Annotated in this window: 17 protein-coding genes; 9 read left to right on the top strand and 8 right to left on the bottom strand. The window is 67.4% G+C overall.

Annotation, left to right across the window (positions count from 1 at the left end):
• Positions 1-37: 37 nt before the first annotated feature.
• The 4 genes from WKW82_RS02740 to WKW82_RS02725 are packed head-to-tail and all read right to left on the bottom strand — an operon-like array spanning position 38 to position 4,905.
• On the bottom strand, positions 38-1,381 hold the full coding sequence (locus WKW82_RS02740) for an MFS transporter (RefSeq protein ID WP_340340709.1): 1,344 nt from the start codon (positions 1,379-1,381) through the stop codon (positions 38-40).
• A gap of 28 nt (positions 1,382-1,409) precedes the next feature.
• Positions 1,410-2,450 carry an Ldh family oxidoreductase gene (locus tag WKW82_RS02735; RefSeq protein ID WP_340340708.1) on the bottom strand — a complete coding sequence of 347 codons (1,041 nt, stop codon included), beginning with the start codon at positions 2,448-2,450 and terminating at the stop codon, positions 1,410-1,412.
• The gene (locus WKW82_RS02730; protein WP_340340707.1) at positions 2,447-3,772 is read right to left on the bottom strand and encodes an MFS transporter; all 1,326 of its coding nucleotides are present in this window, start codon (positions 3,770-3,772) and stop codon (positions 2,447-2,449) included. Before WKW82_RS02730 ends, WKW82_RS02735 begins: the two co-directional genes overlap by 4 nt.
• A gap of 29 nt (positions 3,773-3,801) precedes the next feature.
• The gene (locus tag WKW82_RS02725) at positions 3,802-4,905 is read right to left on the bottom strand and encodes a mandelate racemase/muconate lactonizing enzyme family protein (RefSeq protein WP_340340706.1); all 1,104 of its coding nucleotides are present in this window, start codon (positions 4,903-4,905) and stop codon (positions 3,802-3,804) included.
• A gap of 191 nt (positions 4,906-5,096) precedes the next feature.
• On the opposite strand from WKW82_RS02725, the gene WKW82_RS02720 reads away from it, so the two are divergent.
• The 7 genes from WKW82_RS02720 to WKW82_RS02690 all read left to right on the top strand — a co-directional run bounded on the left by WKW82_RS02720 (position 5,097) and on the right by WKW82_RS02690 (position 13,616).
• Positions 5,097-6,101, top strand: a complete 1,005-nt coding sequence (locus tag WKW82_RS02720) for a GntR family transcriptional regulator (protein ID WP_340340705.1) — start codon at positions 5,097-5,099, stop codon at positions 6,099-6,101.
• A 174-nt stretch (positions 6,102-6,275) separates the two neighbouring features.
• Positions 6,276-7,469, top strand: coding sequence for a beta-ketoacyl-[acyl-carrier-protein] synthase family protein (locus tag WKW82_RS02715; protein ID WP_340340704.1), 1,194 nt, complete (start codon positions 6,276-6,278; stop codon positions 7,467-7,469).
• A 58-nt stretch (positions 7,470-7,527) separates the two neighbouring features.
• A complete protein-coding gene (locus tag WKW82_RS02710; protein ID WP_340340703.1) occupies positions 7,528-8,355 on the top strand; it encodes a beta-ketoacyl synthase chain length factor in 828 nt (275 codons plus the stop codon).
• A 10-nt stretch (positions 8,356-8,365) separates the two neighbouring features.
• Positions 8,366-10,009 (top strand): NAD(P)/FAD-dependent oxidoreductase, encoded by a 1,644-nt coding sequence (locus WKW82_RS02705; RefSeq protein ID WP_340340702.1) that lies wholly within the window; start codon positions 8,366-8,368, stop codon positions 10,007-10,009.
• 82 nt (positions 10,010-10,091) lie between these two features.
• The gene (locus WKW82_RS02700; protein WP_340340701.1) at positions 10,092-10,805 is read left to right on the top strand and encodes a response regulator; all 714 of its coding nucleotides are present in this window, start codon (positions 10,092-10,094) and stop codon (positions 10,803-10,805) included.
• A 54-nt stretch (positions 10,806-10,859) separates the two neighbouring features.
• Positions 10,860-12,155, top strand: coding sequence for a sensor histidine kinase (locus tag WKW82_RS02695; RefSeq protein ID WP_340340700.1), 1,296 nt, complete (start codon positions 10,860-10,862; stop codon positions 12,153-12,155).
• 192 nt (positions 12,156-12,347) lie between these two features.
• Positions 12,348-13,616, top strand: a complete 1,269-nt coding sequence (locus tag WKW82_RS02690; RefSeq protein WP_340340699.1) for an O-antigen ligase family protein — start codon at positions 12,348-12,350, stop codon at positions 13,614-13,616.
• A 9-nt stretch (positions 13,617-13,625) separates the two neighbouring features.
• Here the strand turns inward: WKW82_RS02690 and bla are convergent, their stop codons facing one another.
• Genes bla through WKW82_RS02675 form a run of 3 tightly spaced genes read right to left on the bottom strand, consistent with a single transcriptional unit; the run spans position 13,626 to position 15,665 of the window.
• Positions 13,626-14,492: a class A beta-lactamase gene (gene bla, locus WKW82_RS02685; RefSeq protein ID WP_340340698.1), complete on the bottom strand. Its 867-nt coding sequence runs from the start codon at positions 14,490-14,492 to the stop codon at positions 13,626-13,628.
• Positions 14,492-14,710: a zinc-finger domain-containing protein gene (locus tag WKW82_RS02680; RefSeq protein ID WP_340340697.1), complete on the bottom strand. Its 219-nt coding sequence runs from the start codon at positions 14,708-14,710 to the stop codon at positions 14,492-14,494. Before WKW82_RS02680 ends, bla begins: the two co-directional genes overlap by 1 nt.
• 7 nt (positions 14,711-14,717) lie before the next feature.
• Entirely contained in the window at positions 14,718-15,665 is a 948-nt protein-coding gene (locus WKW82_RS02675) for a branched-chain amino acid transaminase (protein WP_340340696.1), read from the bottom strand.
• A 263-nt stretch (positions 15,666-15,928) separates the two neighbouring features.
• Between WKW82_RS02675 and WKW82_RS02670 the strand changes: the two genes are divergently transcribed.
• A complete protein-coding gene (locus tag WKW82_RS02670) occupies positions 15,929-16,900 on the top strand; it encodes a recombination-associated protein RdgC (protein ID WP_340340695.1) in 972 nt (323 codons plus the stop codon).
• 146 nt (positions 16,901-17,046) lie between these two features.
• Here the strand turns inward: WKW82_RS02670 and WKW82_RS02665 are convergent, their stop codons facing one another.
• A complete protein-coding gene (locus WKW82_RS02665) occupies positions 17,047-17,478 on the bottom strand; it encodes a glycerate kinase (RefSeq protein ID WP_340340694.1) in 432 nt (143 codons plus the stop codon).
• A gap of 137 nt (positions 17,479-17,615) precedes the next feature.
• Between WKW82_RS02665 and WKW82_RS02660 the strand changes: the two genes are divergently transcribed.
• The gene (locus WKW82_RS02660; protein WP_340340693.1) at positions 17,616-18,107 is read left to right on the top strand and encodes a hypothetical protein; all 492 of its coding nucleotides are present in this window, start codon (positions 17,616-17,618) and stop codon (positions 18,105-18,107) included.
• Positions 18,108-18,156 lie beyond the last annotated feature (49 nt).

Genomic DNA, 18,156 nt, shown 5'->3' with positions numbered 1-18,156 from the left:
CGACGGGTTCATGCTGCGGCGCCCGGTGCTGCCATCGTCATTCGGCGCCGCGCTCGTAGGAGCGGGATTGGATCGCGAGGATGGCCAGGATCGTGACGGCGCAGCACACCATCAGGTAGACCGCCACATAGGTCGACGCGCCATCGGCGGCGGCGACCAGCGCCGAGGCGATGAACGGCGTCGGCCCTGCGATCAGCAGGCCGCTCAACTCCCGGCTCAATGCAATGCCCGAGAAGCGATAGCGCGTGGGAAACAGGTTGGCCAGGAACGCGCCCTGCGCGCTCGCCAGGCCGCCGAATCCAAGGCCGTAGCCGAGGCTCATGCCCAGGCAGCAGAGCACCACGTTCTTCGTGTCGAACAGCGCGAACAGTGGAAACGCGAACAGGAACACGAAGGCCGCGCCGCCCATGTAGACCTTCGCATGGCCGATGCGGTCTGCCAGCATCCCGAGGAAGGGCGTCAGCACCACGCCGACGAAGGTCGCGACCAGCACCGCCGTCAGCGCGTCGGTGCGCGCCATGTGCAGCGTGTTGGTCATGTAGCTGAGGCTGAAGGCGCTCAGGATGTAGGCGTTGGCGTTGTGGCCGGTCACGCTGAGGAAGCCGAAGAAGACTTCCTTCGGGCTGTCGCGCAGCAATTGGCGGATCGGCACCGATTCCTTGCGGCGCTGCTCGCCCTGCTTCGCCATGGCCGCCACGTATTCGGGCGTTTCGTCCAGGCGCTTGCGGATGTAGAGCGCGACCACGAAGAGCAGCGCCGACACCAGGAACGGGATGCGCCAGGCCCAGCCGAACAGCACCTCTTCCGGGAGGTAAGAGACCAGCAGGAAGCACAGCGTCGCCAGCAGGATGCCGAGCACCGTCGCCGACTGGATGAAGGCGGTGTAGAAGGCCTTGCGATGCGGCGGCGCGTATTCGGCCACGAGCGTCACGGCGCCCGCATATTCGGCACCCGCGCCGAAGCCCTGCACCAGCCGGAAGAACACCAGCAGAACCGGCGCCATCACGCCCGCCTGCGCAAAGGTGGGCAGCATACCCATCGCCACGGTGGACAGGCCCATCAGCGCGATCGTGAAGATCAACGCCGGCTTGCGGCCGAAGCGGTCGCCGAAATGCGCGATGACGATGCCGCCGACCGGCCGCGCGAAGAAGCCCACGGCAAAGGTGGCGAAGGACGCCAGGATCGCGGCCGTCGCCGACAACTGCGGAAAGAACAGCTTGTTGATGATGAGGCCCGCGGCCGCGCCGTAGAGCGCGTAGTCGAACCATTCGATGACGGTGCCGATCGTCGAAGCCACCACCGCACGGCGCAGGGTGTCGGTGCTGGCCGGGGCCGGGCGCGGGCGCGCTGCGGAATCGGCTGTGATGTCGAGGCTTGCCATGTTGTTTCCAGTCTGGAGATGTGTACGTTCAGGTGGGCATCGGGACCGAGAGACGCTCGGACCACGGTTTCAGCGCCGCCATGACGCCCGGGTCGACCTGCACGCCATCGCGCAGCTGGCGTTGCCGGCGTGCTTCGCTGTCGTCGCCGGGCACGCTCACCTTGGCCACGCCGGGCCGCGGCGCGGAAGCGCGGCAGGCGTCGGCCAGCCAGGTGGCCTGCTTGAGGTAGGCATCGGTACCGCCGAAGGCCGCCGGATCGAGCGCCAGCACGAAGACGCTCGCACTCCAGCCCTCTTTCGGTTCGGCCCGGCCATGACCCGACAGGCAGCCCGACAGCAGTTCGACCATCAGGCCGATGCCGTAGCCCTTGTGCCCCGCGTCCAGGCCGCCCAGCGGCAGCACCGTGCCGGGGGGCGTGGCGCCGACGACAGCCGGATCGGTGGAGGCGTGGCCCTGGTTGTCGAGCAGCCAAGGCTGGTCGAAGTGGCGTCCCTGCGACTGCATGCGCGCGACCATGCCGTTGGTCGTCATCGACGTGGAGATGTCGATGTGCACGGGCTTGTCTCCGCCCGGCGCACCGAACGCGATCGGATTCGACGTCAGCACGGGCGTGATGCCGCCGAAGGGCGCCACGCTGGAAAAGCCCGGGTCGGTCAGTGCGATGTAGAGCATCAGGCCCTGGTCGGTCGCGCGGCGCAGGTACGCGCCCAGGCATGCCGCATGGTGGCTGCGCTGGATCGACACCGCACCCATGCCGAACTGCCCCGCCCGCGCCATCGCTTCATCGACGGCCCGCAACATCAGCCACGGCCCGGGCAGCTTGCGGCCGTCCCAGGTCAGGCAGGCGCCGAAGTCGTTGACCACGCGCGGCGCGCCATCGACCTGCATGCCACCCGACTGGATCTCGCGCAGGTAAGGCGCCAGCAAGGCATAGCCATGCGTGCTGCGGCCCAGCAGTTCGCCTTCGACCAGGACCTGCGCGACGTCTTCCGACTTGTCCTGCGGCATGCCGGCGCGCTGCAGCAGTTCGCGCGCAAAGGCGGCGAGGGCCTCGTGCCGGAACTTCATGCGCGCCTCCGCGCCGAAGGCAGCAGGATGTCCCACAGCAGCGCCATGAGCAGGCCGGCCAGGATCATCAAGCCGCCGATGACGTTGACGCTGAGGAAAGTGCTCTTCGTCAAGTCGTTCACCCAGCCGATGAAGGTCGGGCTGAACACGCTGCCCAGGTTGCCCATCGAATTGACGAATGCAATGCCACCCGCGGCCGCAACGCCGCTCAGGAAGGTCGACGGCACCGTCCAGAAGACCGGGAAGATGCCCAGGATGCCCAGCGTGGTCACCGACAGCGCCGCAATGGCCACTGCCGGGTTCTGCGCATTGGCCGCGCTCACGATGTAGCCCAACCCGCTGGCGATGGCGCACAGCGCCAGATGCCACTTGCGTTCGCCGGTGCGATCCGAGTTGAAGCCGATGAACACCATGCCCACACCGCCCACCAGCCACGGGATCGAGGTCAGCAGGCCGATGGTCTGCGCGTCGGCAATGCCGGTGTTCTTGATGAGCTGCGGCATCCAGAAGGTGACGCCGCCAAAGCCCACGAGGATCAGGAAGTAGACCAGCGCGAGGTACAACAGACGAGGATCGGCGAAGGACCTGAGCAGGGAATGACCGCTTTCGGTGCTGCGTTGCTCGCTCGCCAGGTCGAAGGCGATCCGCCGCTTCTGGCTTTCGCTGAGCCAGCGGGCCGTGGCCGGCCGGTCCGGCAGGCAGGCATACACCACCACGCCCATCACCACCGCCATGAGGCCTTCGATGAGGAACAGCCACTGCCACCCGGCCCAGCCGTTCGTCTCCGCGAAGTGCTTCATGATCCAGCCCGCCATCGGACCGCCGGTGACGCCGGCCAGCGAGATCGCGATCATGAACAGGGCGTTGGCGCGGGCGCGTTGCGCCTCGGGGAACCAGTAGGTGAAGTACAGAACGACGCCGGGGAGGAAGCCCGCTTCCATCGCGCCGATGAGAAAGCGGCCGATGTAGAACTGCGTGGGCGTCTGCACGAACATCAGCAGCGCCGATGCGATGCCCCACGAGACCATGATCCGCGCGATCCAGATGCGCGCGCCGATGCGGTGCAGGATCACGTTGCTCGGGATCTCGAACAGGATGTAGCCCACGAAGAACAGGCTGGCCCCGAGGCCGTACACGGTGTCGCTGAACTTGAGGTCCTGCTGCATCTGCAGCTTGGCAAAGCTGATGTTGACGCGGTCGTAGTAGGCGACGATGAAGCAGATGATCAGCAGCGGGATCAGGCGCCAGGCGACGGTGCGGTAGATCGACTGTGCGTCCCTTTCCGCTGCTGCCGCCGCTCCTTGCTGGATGGTGGTGGTCATGGTCTTGTTTCCTTGGTGGTCCCGGGTGGTCAGCTGTGCAGTTGGCGATGCACGAGGTGATGCTCCAGCTTGTCCCAGTCCCACTCGATCCCCAGCCCCGGTTCATGCGAAGGAATCGCCTGGCCGTTCTCCACGCGCATGCCGCTGTGCGTCACCAGGTCCAGCTGCGGGATGTATTCGAGCCAGCGGCTGTTGGGCACCGCGCAGCACAGCGCCACATGGATCTCCATCAGGAAGTGCGGGCACACCGGCACGTTGAAGGCCTCGGCCATGTGCGCCACCTTGAGCCACGGCGTGATGCCGCCGATGCGGCCCACGTCGGTCTGCACGATGGAACAGGCGCCGCTCTGCAGGTAGTCCTTGAACTGCGACAGGCTGTACATCGATTCGCCCACCGCGATCGGCACCGTCGTCGAGGCGCAGAGACGCTGGTGCGCGAGCACGTCGTCGGCATGGATCGGCTCCTCGAACCAGGCGATGTCGAAGGGTTCGAAGCAGCGAGCGCGGCGAATCGCCTCGTCCAGGCTCAGGCCCTGGTTGGCGTCGGTCATCACGTCCCAGTCGCCGCCAACCGCGTCGCGCACGGCGGCGATGCGGCGCACGTCCTCGCCGACATGCGGCTTGCCGACCTTCAGCTTGGTGCCGCCGAAGCCCAACGACTTGGCGCGCAGCGCCTCCTCCACCAGTTGCGACTGCTCCAGGTGCAGCCAGCCGCCTTCGGTGTAGTACAGCGGGATGCTGTGCTTGGCGCCGCCGGCCACCTGGTGCAGCGGCTGGTTGGCCTTGCGGGCGCGCAGGTCCCACAGGGCGGTGTCGACGGCGGCCATGGCGATTGAGGTGATGGCGCCGACGGTGGTCGCATGCACGCGGTAGAACATGTCGCGCCAGAGCTTCTCGACATCCGCCGCGTCGCGCCCGATGAGCATCGGCGCGAGGTGGTCATCCAGCAGCTTGATGACCGACGATCCGCCCGTGCCGATGGTGTAGCTGTAGCCGGTGCCGACCACGCCGTCCGCGTCGCGGATGCGCACCATCGGCGTCTCCTGGCATTCGAAACTCTGGACGGCATCGGTGCGGACGACCTTGGGCTTCAGGTCGACCTTGAGCACCTCGACGGAAACGATCTTGGCCATAGCGAAGTTCTTTCTTGGGGATAGGGTGTTGATAAAACGTACTTTACACGCCATGTGCGTTTCCAACAATGAGCAAGTTTGCAGTGTTCACCCTCTGTTCTGGCGAACGGAATCGGCGTATATATTGAATTCAGAGTGCAAAATACAAATTCATCACCTTCCCCGCGCGGCCCTCGCCACCGCCAACACCCATGACGCCGCCCGAAGCCCCGTCCGCCCCGCTGCTCGCCGACACCGTCTATCGCGTGCTGCGCCGGCACATCGAGGCGCGCCACCTGCCCGAGGGCCTGCTGCTGGGCGAGGCCAACATCGCCAAGGCGCTCTCGGTCAGCCGCACGCCGGCCCGTGCCGCCCTGCAACGGCTGGCGGACGAAGGCCTGCTGGTGCCGCATGCCGGCCGGGGCCTGCTGGTGCGCCACGACGACCCGGCGCCGCAGCCGCTGCGCATGGACCTGCACGAGGCCGGGCTCAGCCTGGTCGCAGCCGACGAAGACCATCTCGACTCATCGACCACCGCGGACCGCCTCTACCCCGATATCGAAAGGGCGATCGCCTCCTGCATGGCCTTCGGCCGCTTCTGGGTCAACCAGACCGCGCTGGCCAGCCACTTCGGCATCAGCCGCACGGTGGCGCACGACCTGCTCACGCGGCTGGAGAAAGTGGGTGTGGTGTCGCGCGACCGCAATGCGCGCTGGTACGTCGAGCCGCTGACGCCGGCCAAGGCGCAGGAGCACTACACCCTGCGCGCGCTGCTCGAACCCGAGGCCCTGCTGCTGGCCTGGCCGCACATGGACAAGGCCCGCATCGAGGCAAGCTGGCAACGGCTCGTCGCCGCCATCCAGGCGCCGGCCGCGCTCGACGCCGCGGGCTTCGACCAGATCGAGCGCGACCTGCACGTCGACCTGATCCACCTCTGCCCCAACGCCCAGATGGTCAAGGTCATCCAGGAAAGCCAGATGCCGCTGATCGCCACGCACTACACGATCGAGCGCTACAGCGATTCGGCGCAGATCGGCCAGTCGATGCTGCAGCATCTCTCGGTGCTGACGCCGTTGATGGAGCAGAACCCGCAGCGCGCGGCCGAGGCGCTGCGCTACCACCTGCAGCAGGCGGCCGAGGTGACGATCCCGCGCATCGCCAACCTGCCCGTGTTGCGGCCGGACCAGTACCCGAATTACTTGCTGCCCGAAAGGTAACCCACGCCCGTGCGGCTGGGGCGCCGAAAGCGACCGGCCGCGTGACGCGCCATGCCAGCGGATATTGGGCCGCGTGCCTTCGATATGGCAAAACACCCACGTTGGAAACCTTGGTGAACTGGTAGGCTTTTGGATTGGCTTCCCTCCGGATTTCCCTCTCTTCGTTCTCCCACCGTGCCCTCCAGGATCCCACCCCTTCACATCAGCGCCTTCACCGCCACGTCGGCGGTCGGCGTCGGCAAGGCGCCGCTGCTCGCGGCGCTCGAACAACAGCGCAGCGGCCTGCGCGCCAACGACTTCGGCCCCAATCCCTTGCCCACATGGATCGGCCGCGTCGACGGCGTCGAAGACATCCGGCTGCCGGAGTCGCTCGCGTTCTGGGATTGCCGCAACAACCGGCTGGCCTGGCTCGGCCTGCATGCCGATGGGTTCATGGAGGCAGTGGCGGCGGCGCGCGAACGACACGGCGCGGCGCGCATCGCATTGATCCTGGGCACTTCGACTTCGAGCATCGGCGAGACCGAGCTCGCATACACGCAACTGACGCCTGAGCGCCAATTCACGCCAGAACAAAACCGTGCCGCCGTGCACACGCCGCATTCGCTGGCGATGTTCGTGCAACAGGTGCTGCAGCTCGAAGGGCCGTGCGAGACCATCTCGACCGCCTGCTCGTCCAGCGCCAAGGTGTTCGCCTCGGCGGAACGCATGATCCGGCTGGGCCTGGTCGATGCGGCCGTGGTCGGCGGTGTGGACACCCTCTGCGGCAGCGTGCTGTTCGGCTTCAACTCGCTGGAACTCGTGTCGACGCAGCCCTGCCGCCCCTTCGACGCATCGCGCAACGGGATCAGCCTGGGCGAAGGCGCGGGCTTCGCGCTGCTGGAACGCGGACCGGGCGCGCTGGAACTCCGCGGCTATGGCGAATCGAGCGATGCACACCACATGTCGACCCCGCACCCCGAAGGCCTCGGTGCCGAGCACGCGCTCGACGACGCCCTGGCACGCGCCGGCCTGGAGACCAGCGCCATCGACTACATCAACATGCACGGCACCGCCAGCATGAAGAACGACGAGGTCGAGGGCGGCCTGGTGTCGCGCCGCTTTCCGGCAAGCACCCATGCCAGCTCGACCAAGGGCTTCACCGGCCACACGCTCGGCGCCGCCGGCATCGTGGAAGCGGTCATCAGCCTGCTCGCCATCGAGACCGGCCTCAAGCCCGGCACTGCCAACTGCAAGGAACTGGGCACGGGCTTCGGTCCGCAGATCAAGCTCGAGCCGGAGCGCGGCGATGTGCGTTATGCGCTCTCCAACTCCTTCGGCTTCGGCGGCAACAACTGCGCGCTGATCTTCGGCAAGGGAGTGGCCGCGTGAGCGCCGCCCGGCCGCTCCGAAGGCGCTCGCACCGCAGCGCGCAGCGCGGAGGTACCCAGTGAGCGAGACCACGATCCCCAATGTCAGCCCGCCGACGCTCTACATCGAAGGCCCGGCCTTCTGGGCACCCGAACTGCCCGGCTGGGACATCGCCTGCGCCGCCTTCCGCGACGAGGGTGGCCTGACCGATCCGCCCGCCAAGCGCCCCTCCCCGCAGATCCTGGCACCGGCCGAACGCCGCCGCGCACCCGACACCGTCGCGCTCGCGCTCGAAGTCGCCAGCGCGGCCGTGACCGCATCGGGCCGCAACGCGAAGGACCTGCCCTGCGTCTTCGCCTCCGCGCACGGCGACCTCGGCATCAACGACTACATGTGCGGCACGCTCGCCACCGATCCATCGGTGCTGTCGCCGATCAAGTTCCACAACTCGGTGCACAACGCGGCCGTGGGCTACTGGACCATCGGCACCGGCTGCATGGCCTCCAGCAACTCGCTGAGTGCCTTCGAGACCAGCTTTGCCGCCGGCTTGCTCGAAGCCGCAACCCAATGCGCGGCGGACCAGCAAGCCATCCTGCTGGTCGGCTACGACGTGCCGGCTGTCGGCCCATTGAAATCAGTGATCACGAGTGCCGGCCTCATGGCAGCGGCTTTCGTCGTGTCCCCAGTGCGGACCGAGCGCACGGTGGCCTCGCTCGACTGGGCGCTGGAGCCGGGCCCTTCGCAGACGCCAGCCTTGCATTCGAGCGCCGCGAACAAGGTGCACACCGACTCCATCGCCGACGCACTCCCGGTGTTCGAGGAACTCGCGCGCGCCAGCGGCACGCCACTTCGACTGCCCCTGGCGCCGACGATGTCGCTGCGCCTGCTGATCCACCCTCTGGCCTGACGGAGCCCCCATGACCAGCACCGCCAATCCCGCACACGACGTCGTGATCATGGGTGGCGGCCTGGCAGGCCTCACGCTGGCGCTGCAGCTCAAGCGCCGCTTCGAGGACATCGACGTGCTGGTGCTGGAGCGGCGCAGCCACCCTGTGCCGCTGGCTGCGCACAAGGTCGGCGAATCCTCGGTCGAGATCGGCGCGCACTACTTCGACACGGTGCTCGGCCTCAAGCCCCACATGCAGGAGGCGCAGCTGCGCAAGTTCGGCTTCCGCTTCTTCTTCAGCGAGGGCCGCCGCGACATCGACCAGGTCACCGAGATCGGCGCCAGCCGCTTCCTCTCGGTGCCCAGCTACCAGATCGATCGCGGCATCTTCGAGAACTACCTGGCCGAGGAAGCCGCACGCCGTGGTGTGCGCTTCGTCGACGGGGCCGTGGTTCGCGCCGTCGACCTGGCCGAAACTCTCGATGCGCCGCACCGCCTACGCTGGACCGTCGACGGCGTGACCTACATCGCGCACACACGCTGGGTGGTCGACGCCTGCGGCCGCGCCGGCCTGCTCAAGCGCAAGCTCGGCCTCGCGCGGCCCAACGCACACGACGCCAACGCCGTGTGGTTCCGCATCGGCGAGCGCATCGTCATCGACGACTGGAGCGACGACCCCGCGTGGCGTGCCCGCTGCGATCCGCAGGCGCGCTGGCTGTCGACCAACCACCTGGTCGGCGCCGGCTACTGGGTGTGGCTGATCCCGCTGGCCTCCGGCTCGCACTCGGTCGGCATCGTGGCCGACCCCAAGCTGCATCCGCTCGACACGATGGACAGCTTCGACAAGGCGATGGACTGGTTCAGAACCTGGCAGCCGCGCCTCTACGACGAGTTGGACGGCAAGCGCGACAAGCTGCAGGACTTCATGTTCTTCCGCAAGTTCTCGTACGGCTGCAAGCAGGTGTTCTCCGCGCAACGCTGGGCCCTGACCGGCGAGGCCGGCCTGTTCCTCGACCCCTTCTATTCCCCCGGCAGCGACTTCATCGCGCTCGGCAATACCTACATCACCGACCTCGTGGCGCGCGACCGCGCCGGCCTGCGGCTGGAGGCACGCGCGCAGCTCTACGACCAGATCTACCACTCCTTCTACGAAAGCACCCTCACGCTCTACCAGGACCAGTACCCGCTGTTCGGCGACCCTGAGGTGCTGCCGGTCAAGGTGATCTGGGACTACACCTACTACTGGGGCGTGCTGTCGCAGATGTTCTTCCAGGAGAAGCTCACGCACCTCGCCCTGCTGGGTGAACTCAAGGAGGACCTGGTGCACTGCCAGCGCCTCAACGTCGCCATGCAGGCCTTCCTGCGCACCTGGTCGGCCGTGAGTGAAAAACGCAACCCGGCCGTGATGCTCGACCAGGCCGCGCTGCCCTGGTTCGCCGAACTCAACCGCAGCCTCAACGACAAGCTCGACGACGACGGCTTCCGCCAGCGCATGCGCGCCTCGGCGGCGCTGCTGGATGCGCTGGCCCGCGAGATCGTTGACCGCGCCGGCCGGGCCCATCCCGGCCTCGACACCGGTGCGCTCGGCCGCCTGCTGGACGAGAGAACACACTCACCATCAAACGAAGCGAAGCGGCCCGGCATGCTCTTCTGCGTCGCCCAGGCAATGGGTTAGCCTCGCATCCCGCCTCTTGCCCGTTTACGCAACTTTACCCAGCCTTCAAGCCCGCTTGGCCGGCCTGCACCACGATCCTTCCATGAGCAATCCGCAACTCCTGATGATCGAAGACGACGCGCGGCTGGCGCAGATGGTGAGCGAATACCTCACCCAGTCCGGCTTCGGCGTCAACCATGCACTGGACGGCAGCACCGGCCTGGAACTCCTGCAACAACACGCGCCCGACCTCGTCGTGCTCGACCTGATGCTGCCCGACATCGACGGCCTCGAAGTGTGCCGCCGCATCCGGGCGCTGCCCGGCCCGCTGTCGAAGGTGGCAGTACTCATGCTCACCGCCAAGGGCGACCCGATGGACCGCATCATCGGCCTGGAGATCGGCGCCGACGACTACCTGCCCAAGCCCTTCGAGCCGCGCGAACTGCTGGCCCGCATCCGCGCCGTTCTGCGCCGCCGCAGCGAATCCGGCGCCGCCAGTGCAGCCGCCACGCTGATGCGCTTCGGCACGCTGGAGATCGACCGCGACGCGCGCACCGTCACCGTCGGCGGCGCGCTGGCCGACCTCACCTCCTACCAGTTCGACCTGCTGGCCGCGATGGCCGAGCGCGCCGGCCGCGTGCTGACACGCGACCAGATCATGGAAGCCGTGCGCGGCCGCGAGCTGGAAGCCTTCGACCGCTCCATCGACGTGCACATGGGCCGCATCCGCGCGGCGATCGAGGTCGATGCGAAGAATCCGAAGCGAATCCTGACGGTGCGCGGCGTGGGCTACGTCTTCGCCAAGCAACAGGACTGAGATGGCGCCGCCCTCCCGGCACCACGGCGTCTCCGGCCAACCCTGCATCGCGTCGTGATCAACCTGTACTCACGCCACCTCTACGTCCGCATCTGGCTGGCGGTGGTTGCGGGCGTGGTCATCCTCACGCTCACGGCCGGCTGGATGGTGCGCTGGGCGGCCGACAACGAGCGCGACCGCATTTCGTCCTTGCCGCGCACGGTGATCGTGCGCGACGCCGAGGACCGCATCATCGGCACCGGCCAGGCCACGCGCGTGCGCGGCCAGGGCCTGGAATTCGACCTCACCCTGAGCGACGGCCGCGCACTCACGCTGCAGATGCCGCCGCGCGACCAGAACCCCGGCCCGGCCGGCCGTGCGCCGCCGCCGCCATGGCGCACGCCCTTCGGCTTCACCTGGATGATCGTCGTGGTCGGCCTGGCGGTGGCGCTGGGCGTCTATCCGATCGTGCGGCGCCTGACGCAACGGCTCGAGGCCTTGCAGCGCGGCGTGCAGCGCTGGGGCGAAGGCGACCTCTCCGTGCGCGTGCCGGAGCAAGGCCAGGATGAAGTGGCGGACCTGTCAAAGCGCTTCAATGCGGCCGCGGCGCGTGTCGAGACGCTGGTGCGCTCGCACAAGTCATTGCTGGCCAACGCCTCGCACGAGCTGCGCTCGCCGCTGACGCGCATCCGCATGGGGCTCGAACTCATGGGAAATGCGGCCCCCGAGCTTGGCACTGACCCGTCCTCGCCGCCCACCCTGGGGGCTCTTGCGGCTCGGGGCGACCCGTCGCAGTTCGTGACCCGCAAGCCCGGCGCCACCGACTCCCACGCCGCCGCACGCGCCGAGATCTCCCGCAACATCGCCGAGCTCGACCAGCTCATCGACGAGATCCTGCTGGCCAGCCGCCTCGACGCGCACGAGGCCGACATGGGCACGATCGAGACGGTCGACCTCACCGGCCTGGCCGCCGAGGAGTGCGCGCGCATGGGTGCCGAACTCGACCTCGCCGAAGGCACCAGCAGCAACAGTCTCAACGTGCCCGGCGTGCCGCGCCTGCTGCGCCGCGCCGTGCGCAACCTGCTTGAGAACGCACGCCGCTATGGTGCCGGCGAGATCAGCGTCGAACTCAAGACCGACGCGCGCAACGCAGAAGTGCGCGTCGGCGACCGCGGCCCGGGCGTGCCGGCCGCGTTGCGCGAGCGCATCTTCGAGCCCTTCTACCGGCTGCCCGGCGCGAGCGAACGCGAAGGCGGCGTCGGGCTGGGGCTGGCGCTGGTGAAGTCGATCGTCGAGCGACACGGTGGCAGCGTGCGATGCGAGTCCCGCGTGGGCGGCGGCGCCAGCTTCGTGATCGCGTTGCCGCGATAGCAGAGATGAATGCCTGTTCGTGGGCACCCGCGGAACCGGCTTTGCCGGGCCGCTGGGTGCGCCTCCTTGAGGGGCTGAGGGCCGCGGCTCCAAGCCTGCCTGCGCATGCTTGGACGGCCCGCAAGAGCAGCCGCCTCTGGCGGCCGCCCGGGCGCCGCAGGCGCTGCTGGGGTGGGTCCTAGAATTCGCCCCATGCTCAGGACACGCCTCGTCCGCTACACGGCGGCCTTCTGGGGTTTCGTGGTCTACATGCCCGTGGGCGTGAACTACGGCGCCACCTTTCTTCTCCTCCTCACGATGCTCGCCGGCGGCGGCTTGCGCGAGCGAGGGGCGCGCCTGCGCGCCAGCCCGATGTGGTGGCCCATCGTCATCTACCTGGCCTGGACGCTGGTGGTGCTGGCCATCGGGCAGCACTATCCGGAGACCGGGGAGAACCTGTTCCACGGCATCCGCATCGCTTCCACCATGCTGCTGGCGCTGGCGCTCACGCGCGCGGAGGCGGTGTGGGCGCTGCGCGGCTTCCTGCTGGTGTCGATGATCAACTTGCTGCTCATCGTGCTGCACCAAGCCCACGTCTTGCCCGACGTGCAGATCTGGCGCGCCGTCGTCTCGCTGCAGGGCAACAAGTCGATCAACGATGCGCTCCTGTTCACCGTGCTGGGCGCATCGACCGCGGTGCTGGGCCTGGCGCACCTGGCCGATGCGCGGCGCTGGCACTGGGCCGGCCCGGCCTTCGTCTTCACCGTGCTGATGGCGCTGATCGTGACGCTGGTGCTGCCTTCGCGCACCTCGCTGGTCGCGATGCTGGTGTGCGTGGTGGCCGCCTGTTTCCACCAGTGGCGCAGCCATCCGCGCATCCTGGCGGGCGCACTGACGGCGGTGTTCGTGGTGGCGGGGCTGCTGGTCTGGCAGGCGCCGGCGTCCATGAAGGACAAGTTCGAACTCGGCCTGCAAGAGGTCGAACAGGCGCAGGCGGGCGAGGTGTCCGAAGGCAGCATGACCACGCGCTACTACATGTACCGCCTGACGACCGAGATGATGCTGGACAAGCCGCTCATCGGCCTGGGCATCGGCGCCTGGACCAGCGAGTGGAAGAAGCGCGGCCCGAAGGTGCTCGACTACAAGAACATGCCGCACAACGACTACCTCTGGATGGGCTCGCAAGGCGGCATCCCGGGGATGCTGTCGCTGCTGTTCATCCTGGTGGCCGGCGTGTGGATCGCGTGGCGCCGCGCCGACCTGACCGGGCGGCTGGGCTTCGTCGCGATGCTGACCCTGCTGATTGCCGCGAGCCTGAACTCCGCCTTGCGCGATGCGCAGATCGGGTTGTGCCTGCCGTGGATCTGCTTCCTCTACTTGCGGCTGGTCGGGGAGAGCGGCAGCCCGTGGCGCGAGGTGCTGCCAGCGCGGCTGTCCGGTGTGTTCGTCAGTGCGGACGGCAGTCCGACGCACGCCCTTTGAGCACCGCGTTCAGGCCGTGAGCGTCCGGATCGCGATGCGCGCCGCCGAGGCCACCACCTCGTTGCGCATCGTCGCGTCCTTGCGGTCCTGCGTGTAGTAGATCGCCAGCACCAGCGGTGCACGGGCGACGGGCCAGACCACGCCGATGTCGTTCGTGGTGCCGTAATCGCCGGAGCCGGTCTTGTCGGCCACCACCCAGTTGCCCGACGCGGCCCGGATGCGCTGGCCGCCGGTGGTGTTGTCGCGCATCCAGGCCTGGAGCTGGTTGCGCTGCGCCTGAGGCAGTGCGTCGTCGAGCGCCAGGCGCTGCAGGTTGCGCGCCATGTCGCCGGGCGTGCAGGTGTCGCGCGGGTCGCCGGGCACGGCGGTGTTCAGTGCCGTCTCCCAGCGGTCCATGCGGAAGGTCTGGTCGCCCAGGGTCCGCGCGAACGCCGTCACCGCTTCGAGCCCGCCCGCCTGGCGGGTCAGCACGTTGCCCGCCGTGTTGTCGCTGTACTGCAGCGCCGCGGCGCACAGCTCGCCCAGCGTCATGCCGTCGTTGACATGCTTCTCGGTGATGGGCGAGTAGTTGACGAGGTCCGAGCGCGCATAGCGCACGCGGCGTTGCAGCAAGCCCGGATCGGCCGCGCTCTGCCGCAGCACGGCGGACGCGGCCAGCACCTTGAAGGTGCTGCAGAACGCAAAGCGCTCATCGGCCCGGTGCTGGATGCGGCGGCCGGTGCCGGTGTCGATGCCCATGACGCCGAGACGGCCGCCGACATCGGACTCCAGCTCGGTCAGCGTCGCCCGCGTCGCCTGCGTCGCCGGCAATGGGGCACACGCGTTCAGCACCGGCACCGCCATGGCGCCGAGCAGCAGCGTGCGACGGGTGGTCATCAGTGCCGGTGGCCGGCGGACTCGCCGGCCTTGAGACGATAGACCGTGCCGCAATACGGGCACTTGGCTTCGCCGGTGCGGGCCACGTCGAGATAGACCTTCGGGTGGTTGTTCCAGATCGGCATGTCAGCCTTGGGGCTGGGGCAGTACACGCCGCCCTGCGAGTTCAGTTCCTTGCCGAGCAATTCGACGACGGCGACGGGTTTGGTCGTGGACATGGTGCGATCAGACTTTGGTGAGCCAGTGGGCGTACTTGGGATTGCGGCCGTTCACGATGTCGAAGAACGCGCTCTGGATCTTCTCGGTGATCGGGCCGCGCGAGCCGCTGCCGATCTCGATGCGGTCGAGTTCGCGGATCGGCGTGACTTCGGCGGCGGTGCCGGTGAAGAAGGCTTCCTCGGCGATGTAGACCTCGTCGCGGGTGATGCGCTTCTGGATCACCTCGATGCCGAGGTCCTTGGCGATGTGCAGGATGGTGTTGCGCGTGATGCCGTTGAGCGCGCCGGCCGAGAGATCCGGCGTGTAGATGACGCCGCCCTTCACCACGAAGATGTTCTCGCCGGCGCCTTCGGAGACAAAGCCCGACGCGTCGAGCAGCAAGGCTTCGTCGTAGCCGTCGTCCAGCGCTTCCATGTTGGCCAGGATCGAGTTGCTGTAGTTGCTGACGGCCTTGGCCTGCGTCATCGTGATGTTGACGTGGTGGCGGGTGTAGCTGGAAGTCTTGACGCGGATGCCGCGCTTCATGCCTTCCTCGCCCAGGTAGGCGCCCCAGGCCCAGGCCGCGACCATCAGGTGGATCTGGTTGCCCTTGGGGCTGACGCCGAGCTTCTGCGAGCCGATCCAGGTGAGGGGGCGCAGGTAGCAGCTTTCCAGTTTGTTCTCGCGGACGACGGTCTTCTGCGCCTCGTTGACCTCTTCCTTGGTGAACGGGATCTTCATGCGCAGGATCTTGGCGCTGTTGAAGAGGCGCTCGGTGTGCTCCTCCAGGCGAAAGATGGCTGTGCCGTCGACCGTGTTGTAGGCCCGCACACCCTCGAATGCACCGCAACCGTAGTGCAGCGTGTGGGTCAGCACATGGATCTTGGCATCGCGCCAGTCGACCAGTTGGCCGTCCATCCAGATCTTGCCGTCACGGTCGGCCATCGAAGGCGCGGGGGGAACGAGGGCGCTCATTGTGTTGTGTCCTTGGGGGAGATTCGCTGAGCCGACGATTTTACGGCGCGGGCGGCTTGGCGTCGGGCCAGCAAGCCCACGGAAGGCGGAGGCGCGACGAACGATGGCGGCGAACGTCTGCTGGCGAACGTCTGGTGGCAAAAGCCGGGGCGCGCCGAGCGGATGTCCCACGAAGCGGCCGCCGCCGGGCGGCGACAATGCGCGCCTTCTTCGCCAAACCTTCGCCAAACCGTTACCGCTCATCGTTTCAGAAAAGAGTGCCTGTGTCCTTCTTCAAGAACGTCATCGTCTATCGCATCGAATCTTCATGGTCTGCCACGCTGGACCAGGCCGAACTGGCGCTCGACGCCCACCGTTTCACGCCCTGCGGTGCCACGCAGGAAAAATCCGCCGGCTGGATCGAGCCGCGCGGCCAGGCCAATGGCTCGCTGGTCGAGTCCGTCGGCGGCCACTGGCTGCTGGAATTCATGATCGAGGCCAAGGCCGTGCCGGCATCGGTCATCCGCCGCAAGGTCGACGAGCGCTGCGCGCAGATTGAGGCCACCACCGGCCGCAAGCCCGGCAAGAAGGAAAAGCGGGATCTCAAGGAAGACATCGCGCATGAACTGCTGCCGATGGCCTTCACGCGCCAGGCGAAGGTGACGGTCTGGATCGACCCGGAGTCGCGCCGCCTCGTCATCAACAGCTCCAACGTCTCGCGCGCCGACGAGGTGGTGACCGCGCTGGTCAACGCCTTCGAAGGCTTTGCCGTGGCACAGATCTCCACCACCATCGAGCCGGCCGCCGCCATGTCCAACTGGCTGTCGACGCAGGAGCCGCCGGCCGGCTTCACCATCGACCGCGAGTGCGAACTGAAGGCCAGCGATGAATCCAAGTCGGTGGTGCGCTATGCCAAGCACGCGCTCGACATCGACGAGGTGCGACAGCACATCGAACAGGGCAAGCGCCCGACCCGCCTGGCCATGACCTGGGACGACCGCGTGTCCTTCGAGCTGACCGAAGGCATGACGCTGCGCAAGATCGTGTTCCTTGAAGGCACCGACAGCACCAGCGCGATCAAGGACGGCAAGGAAGACAACTTCGACGCCGACGCGGCGATCGCGACGGGCGAACTCGGCCAGTTGGTGCCGGACCTGCTGGAAGCGCTCGGTGGCGAGATGGCGCTGGGCGTGGCCGCGCCGGTGGAAAAAGCCGACCTTCCCGCAGAGGCGGAAACGGAAGACGCGCCGTTCTAAGGGCCATTCGAAGCGCCCGCGCCGCTCGAATGAAGGGGCGAACCGAACGGGCTTGATTCGGACCCTCGGCGCGGGGCCATGCTTGCCCACGACCCGCAAGCGGATCAAGTCGGGTTTGCCTTTGCCTCCTCGACTTGATCGCGGCCCTAAGGGGCTGGCGTCTGGGCGGGAGGTTCCGCCGCATCCGTCGCCTCAGGCCGCGTGAGCGACCACTGGCGCAGCTTGCCGTTCATGAACTCGGCATCGACCCACGAGCCGCCGCCATCGGTCCAGCGGTAGAGCTCCGGCTGCTCGTCCTTCGGCGACCGCAGTTCACCGAGCGAGCGCGTGAGCGCCATCAAATGCATCAGGTTCACGCCGGGCTTGAGCTTGGCGTTGAGCATCACCGCGCTGTCGACATAGCCGATCGGCCGGTTGGCCGCGCGCCGCAGCACGGCCATCGTGCGATTGAAGTGCAGCAGCAGGAACATCACGATGGCGCCGGACACCACGGCCACGCCCTGCCAACCGTATTGGTTCCACGCGAAAACGAGCAACAACAAGCCGAATGCCGGCACCAGGTACTTGCGGAAATTCATTGATGGATTGTCGTTGGTAGTCAAGCCGCGCTACTGCGAGGGGCATGTTTCGATACTTTGCAGGGAAGCGATGCCGGACGGTACACCGAGGCGGCACATTTCGTTCACGGGCATGTGCCCGGGCCACCCCGAAGTGTATGAATCGCGTCTCCTTCTCCCCCCGTGTTTCCACCGTTCTCCTGTTCGTTGCCACTGCGGTCGCGGCAGCCACCTTGAGCGGCTGCTACGTGGTGCCGATGGCGCCGCCTGCGCAAGTCGGGCCGCCGCAACAGGCCATCGCGCTGTCGCCCATGCCTCCGGTGCCAACCGCGCCGCCGGCACCGACGAGCCAGAGCTTCACCGCACGGCTCTATCCGAGCAACGTCGAAGCGGCCCGCTTCGGTGCAGTGACCGGCGTGGTGACAAGTGACCTGAATGGCCGCGGCCATTTCAGCGCGGTGATCGGTGGAGAACAGTTCCAGGGAGAAGCAACGCGCACTGCGGGTTCGCAACGCAACGGCATTGCCAATGCCGCCGGTGCGAAAGGCGGGATCTTGAGTTGCCGGTACACGATGAATTCAACGACGTTGGGCGCAGGCAACTGCACGCTCAACAGCGGACCCGAATTCACGATGCATATCGGCGGGTAGGGAGGTCTGCCCGGATTCGCGATCGTCCCCCTCGCGGTCCGGGCGTTTT

Source organism: Variovorax rhizosphaerae, from assembly GCF_037889975.1.
Taxonomy (GTDB): Bacteria; Pseudomonadota; Gammaproteobacteria; order Burkholderiales; family Burkholderiaceae_C; genus Variovorax; species Variovorax rhizosphaerae.
The sequence above is the reverse complement of the archived record's forward strand: the minus strand, read 5'-3'. Positions and strand labels throughout refer to the sequence as shown.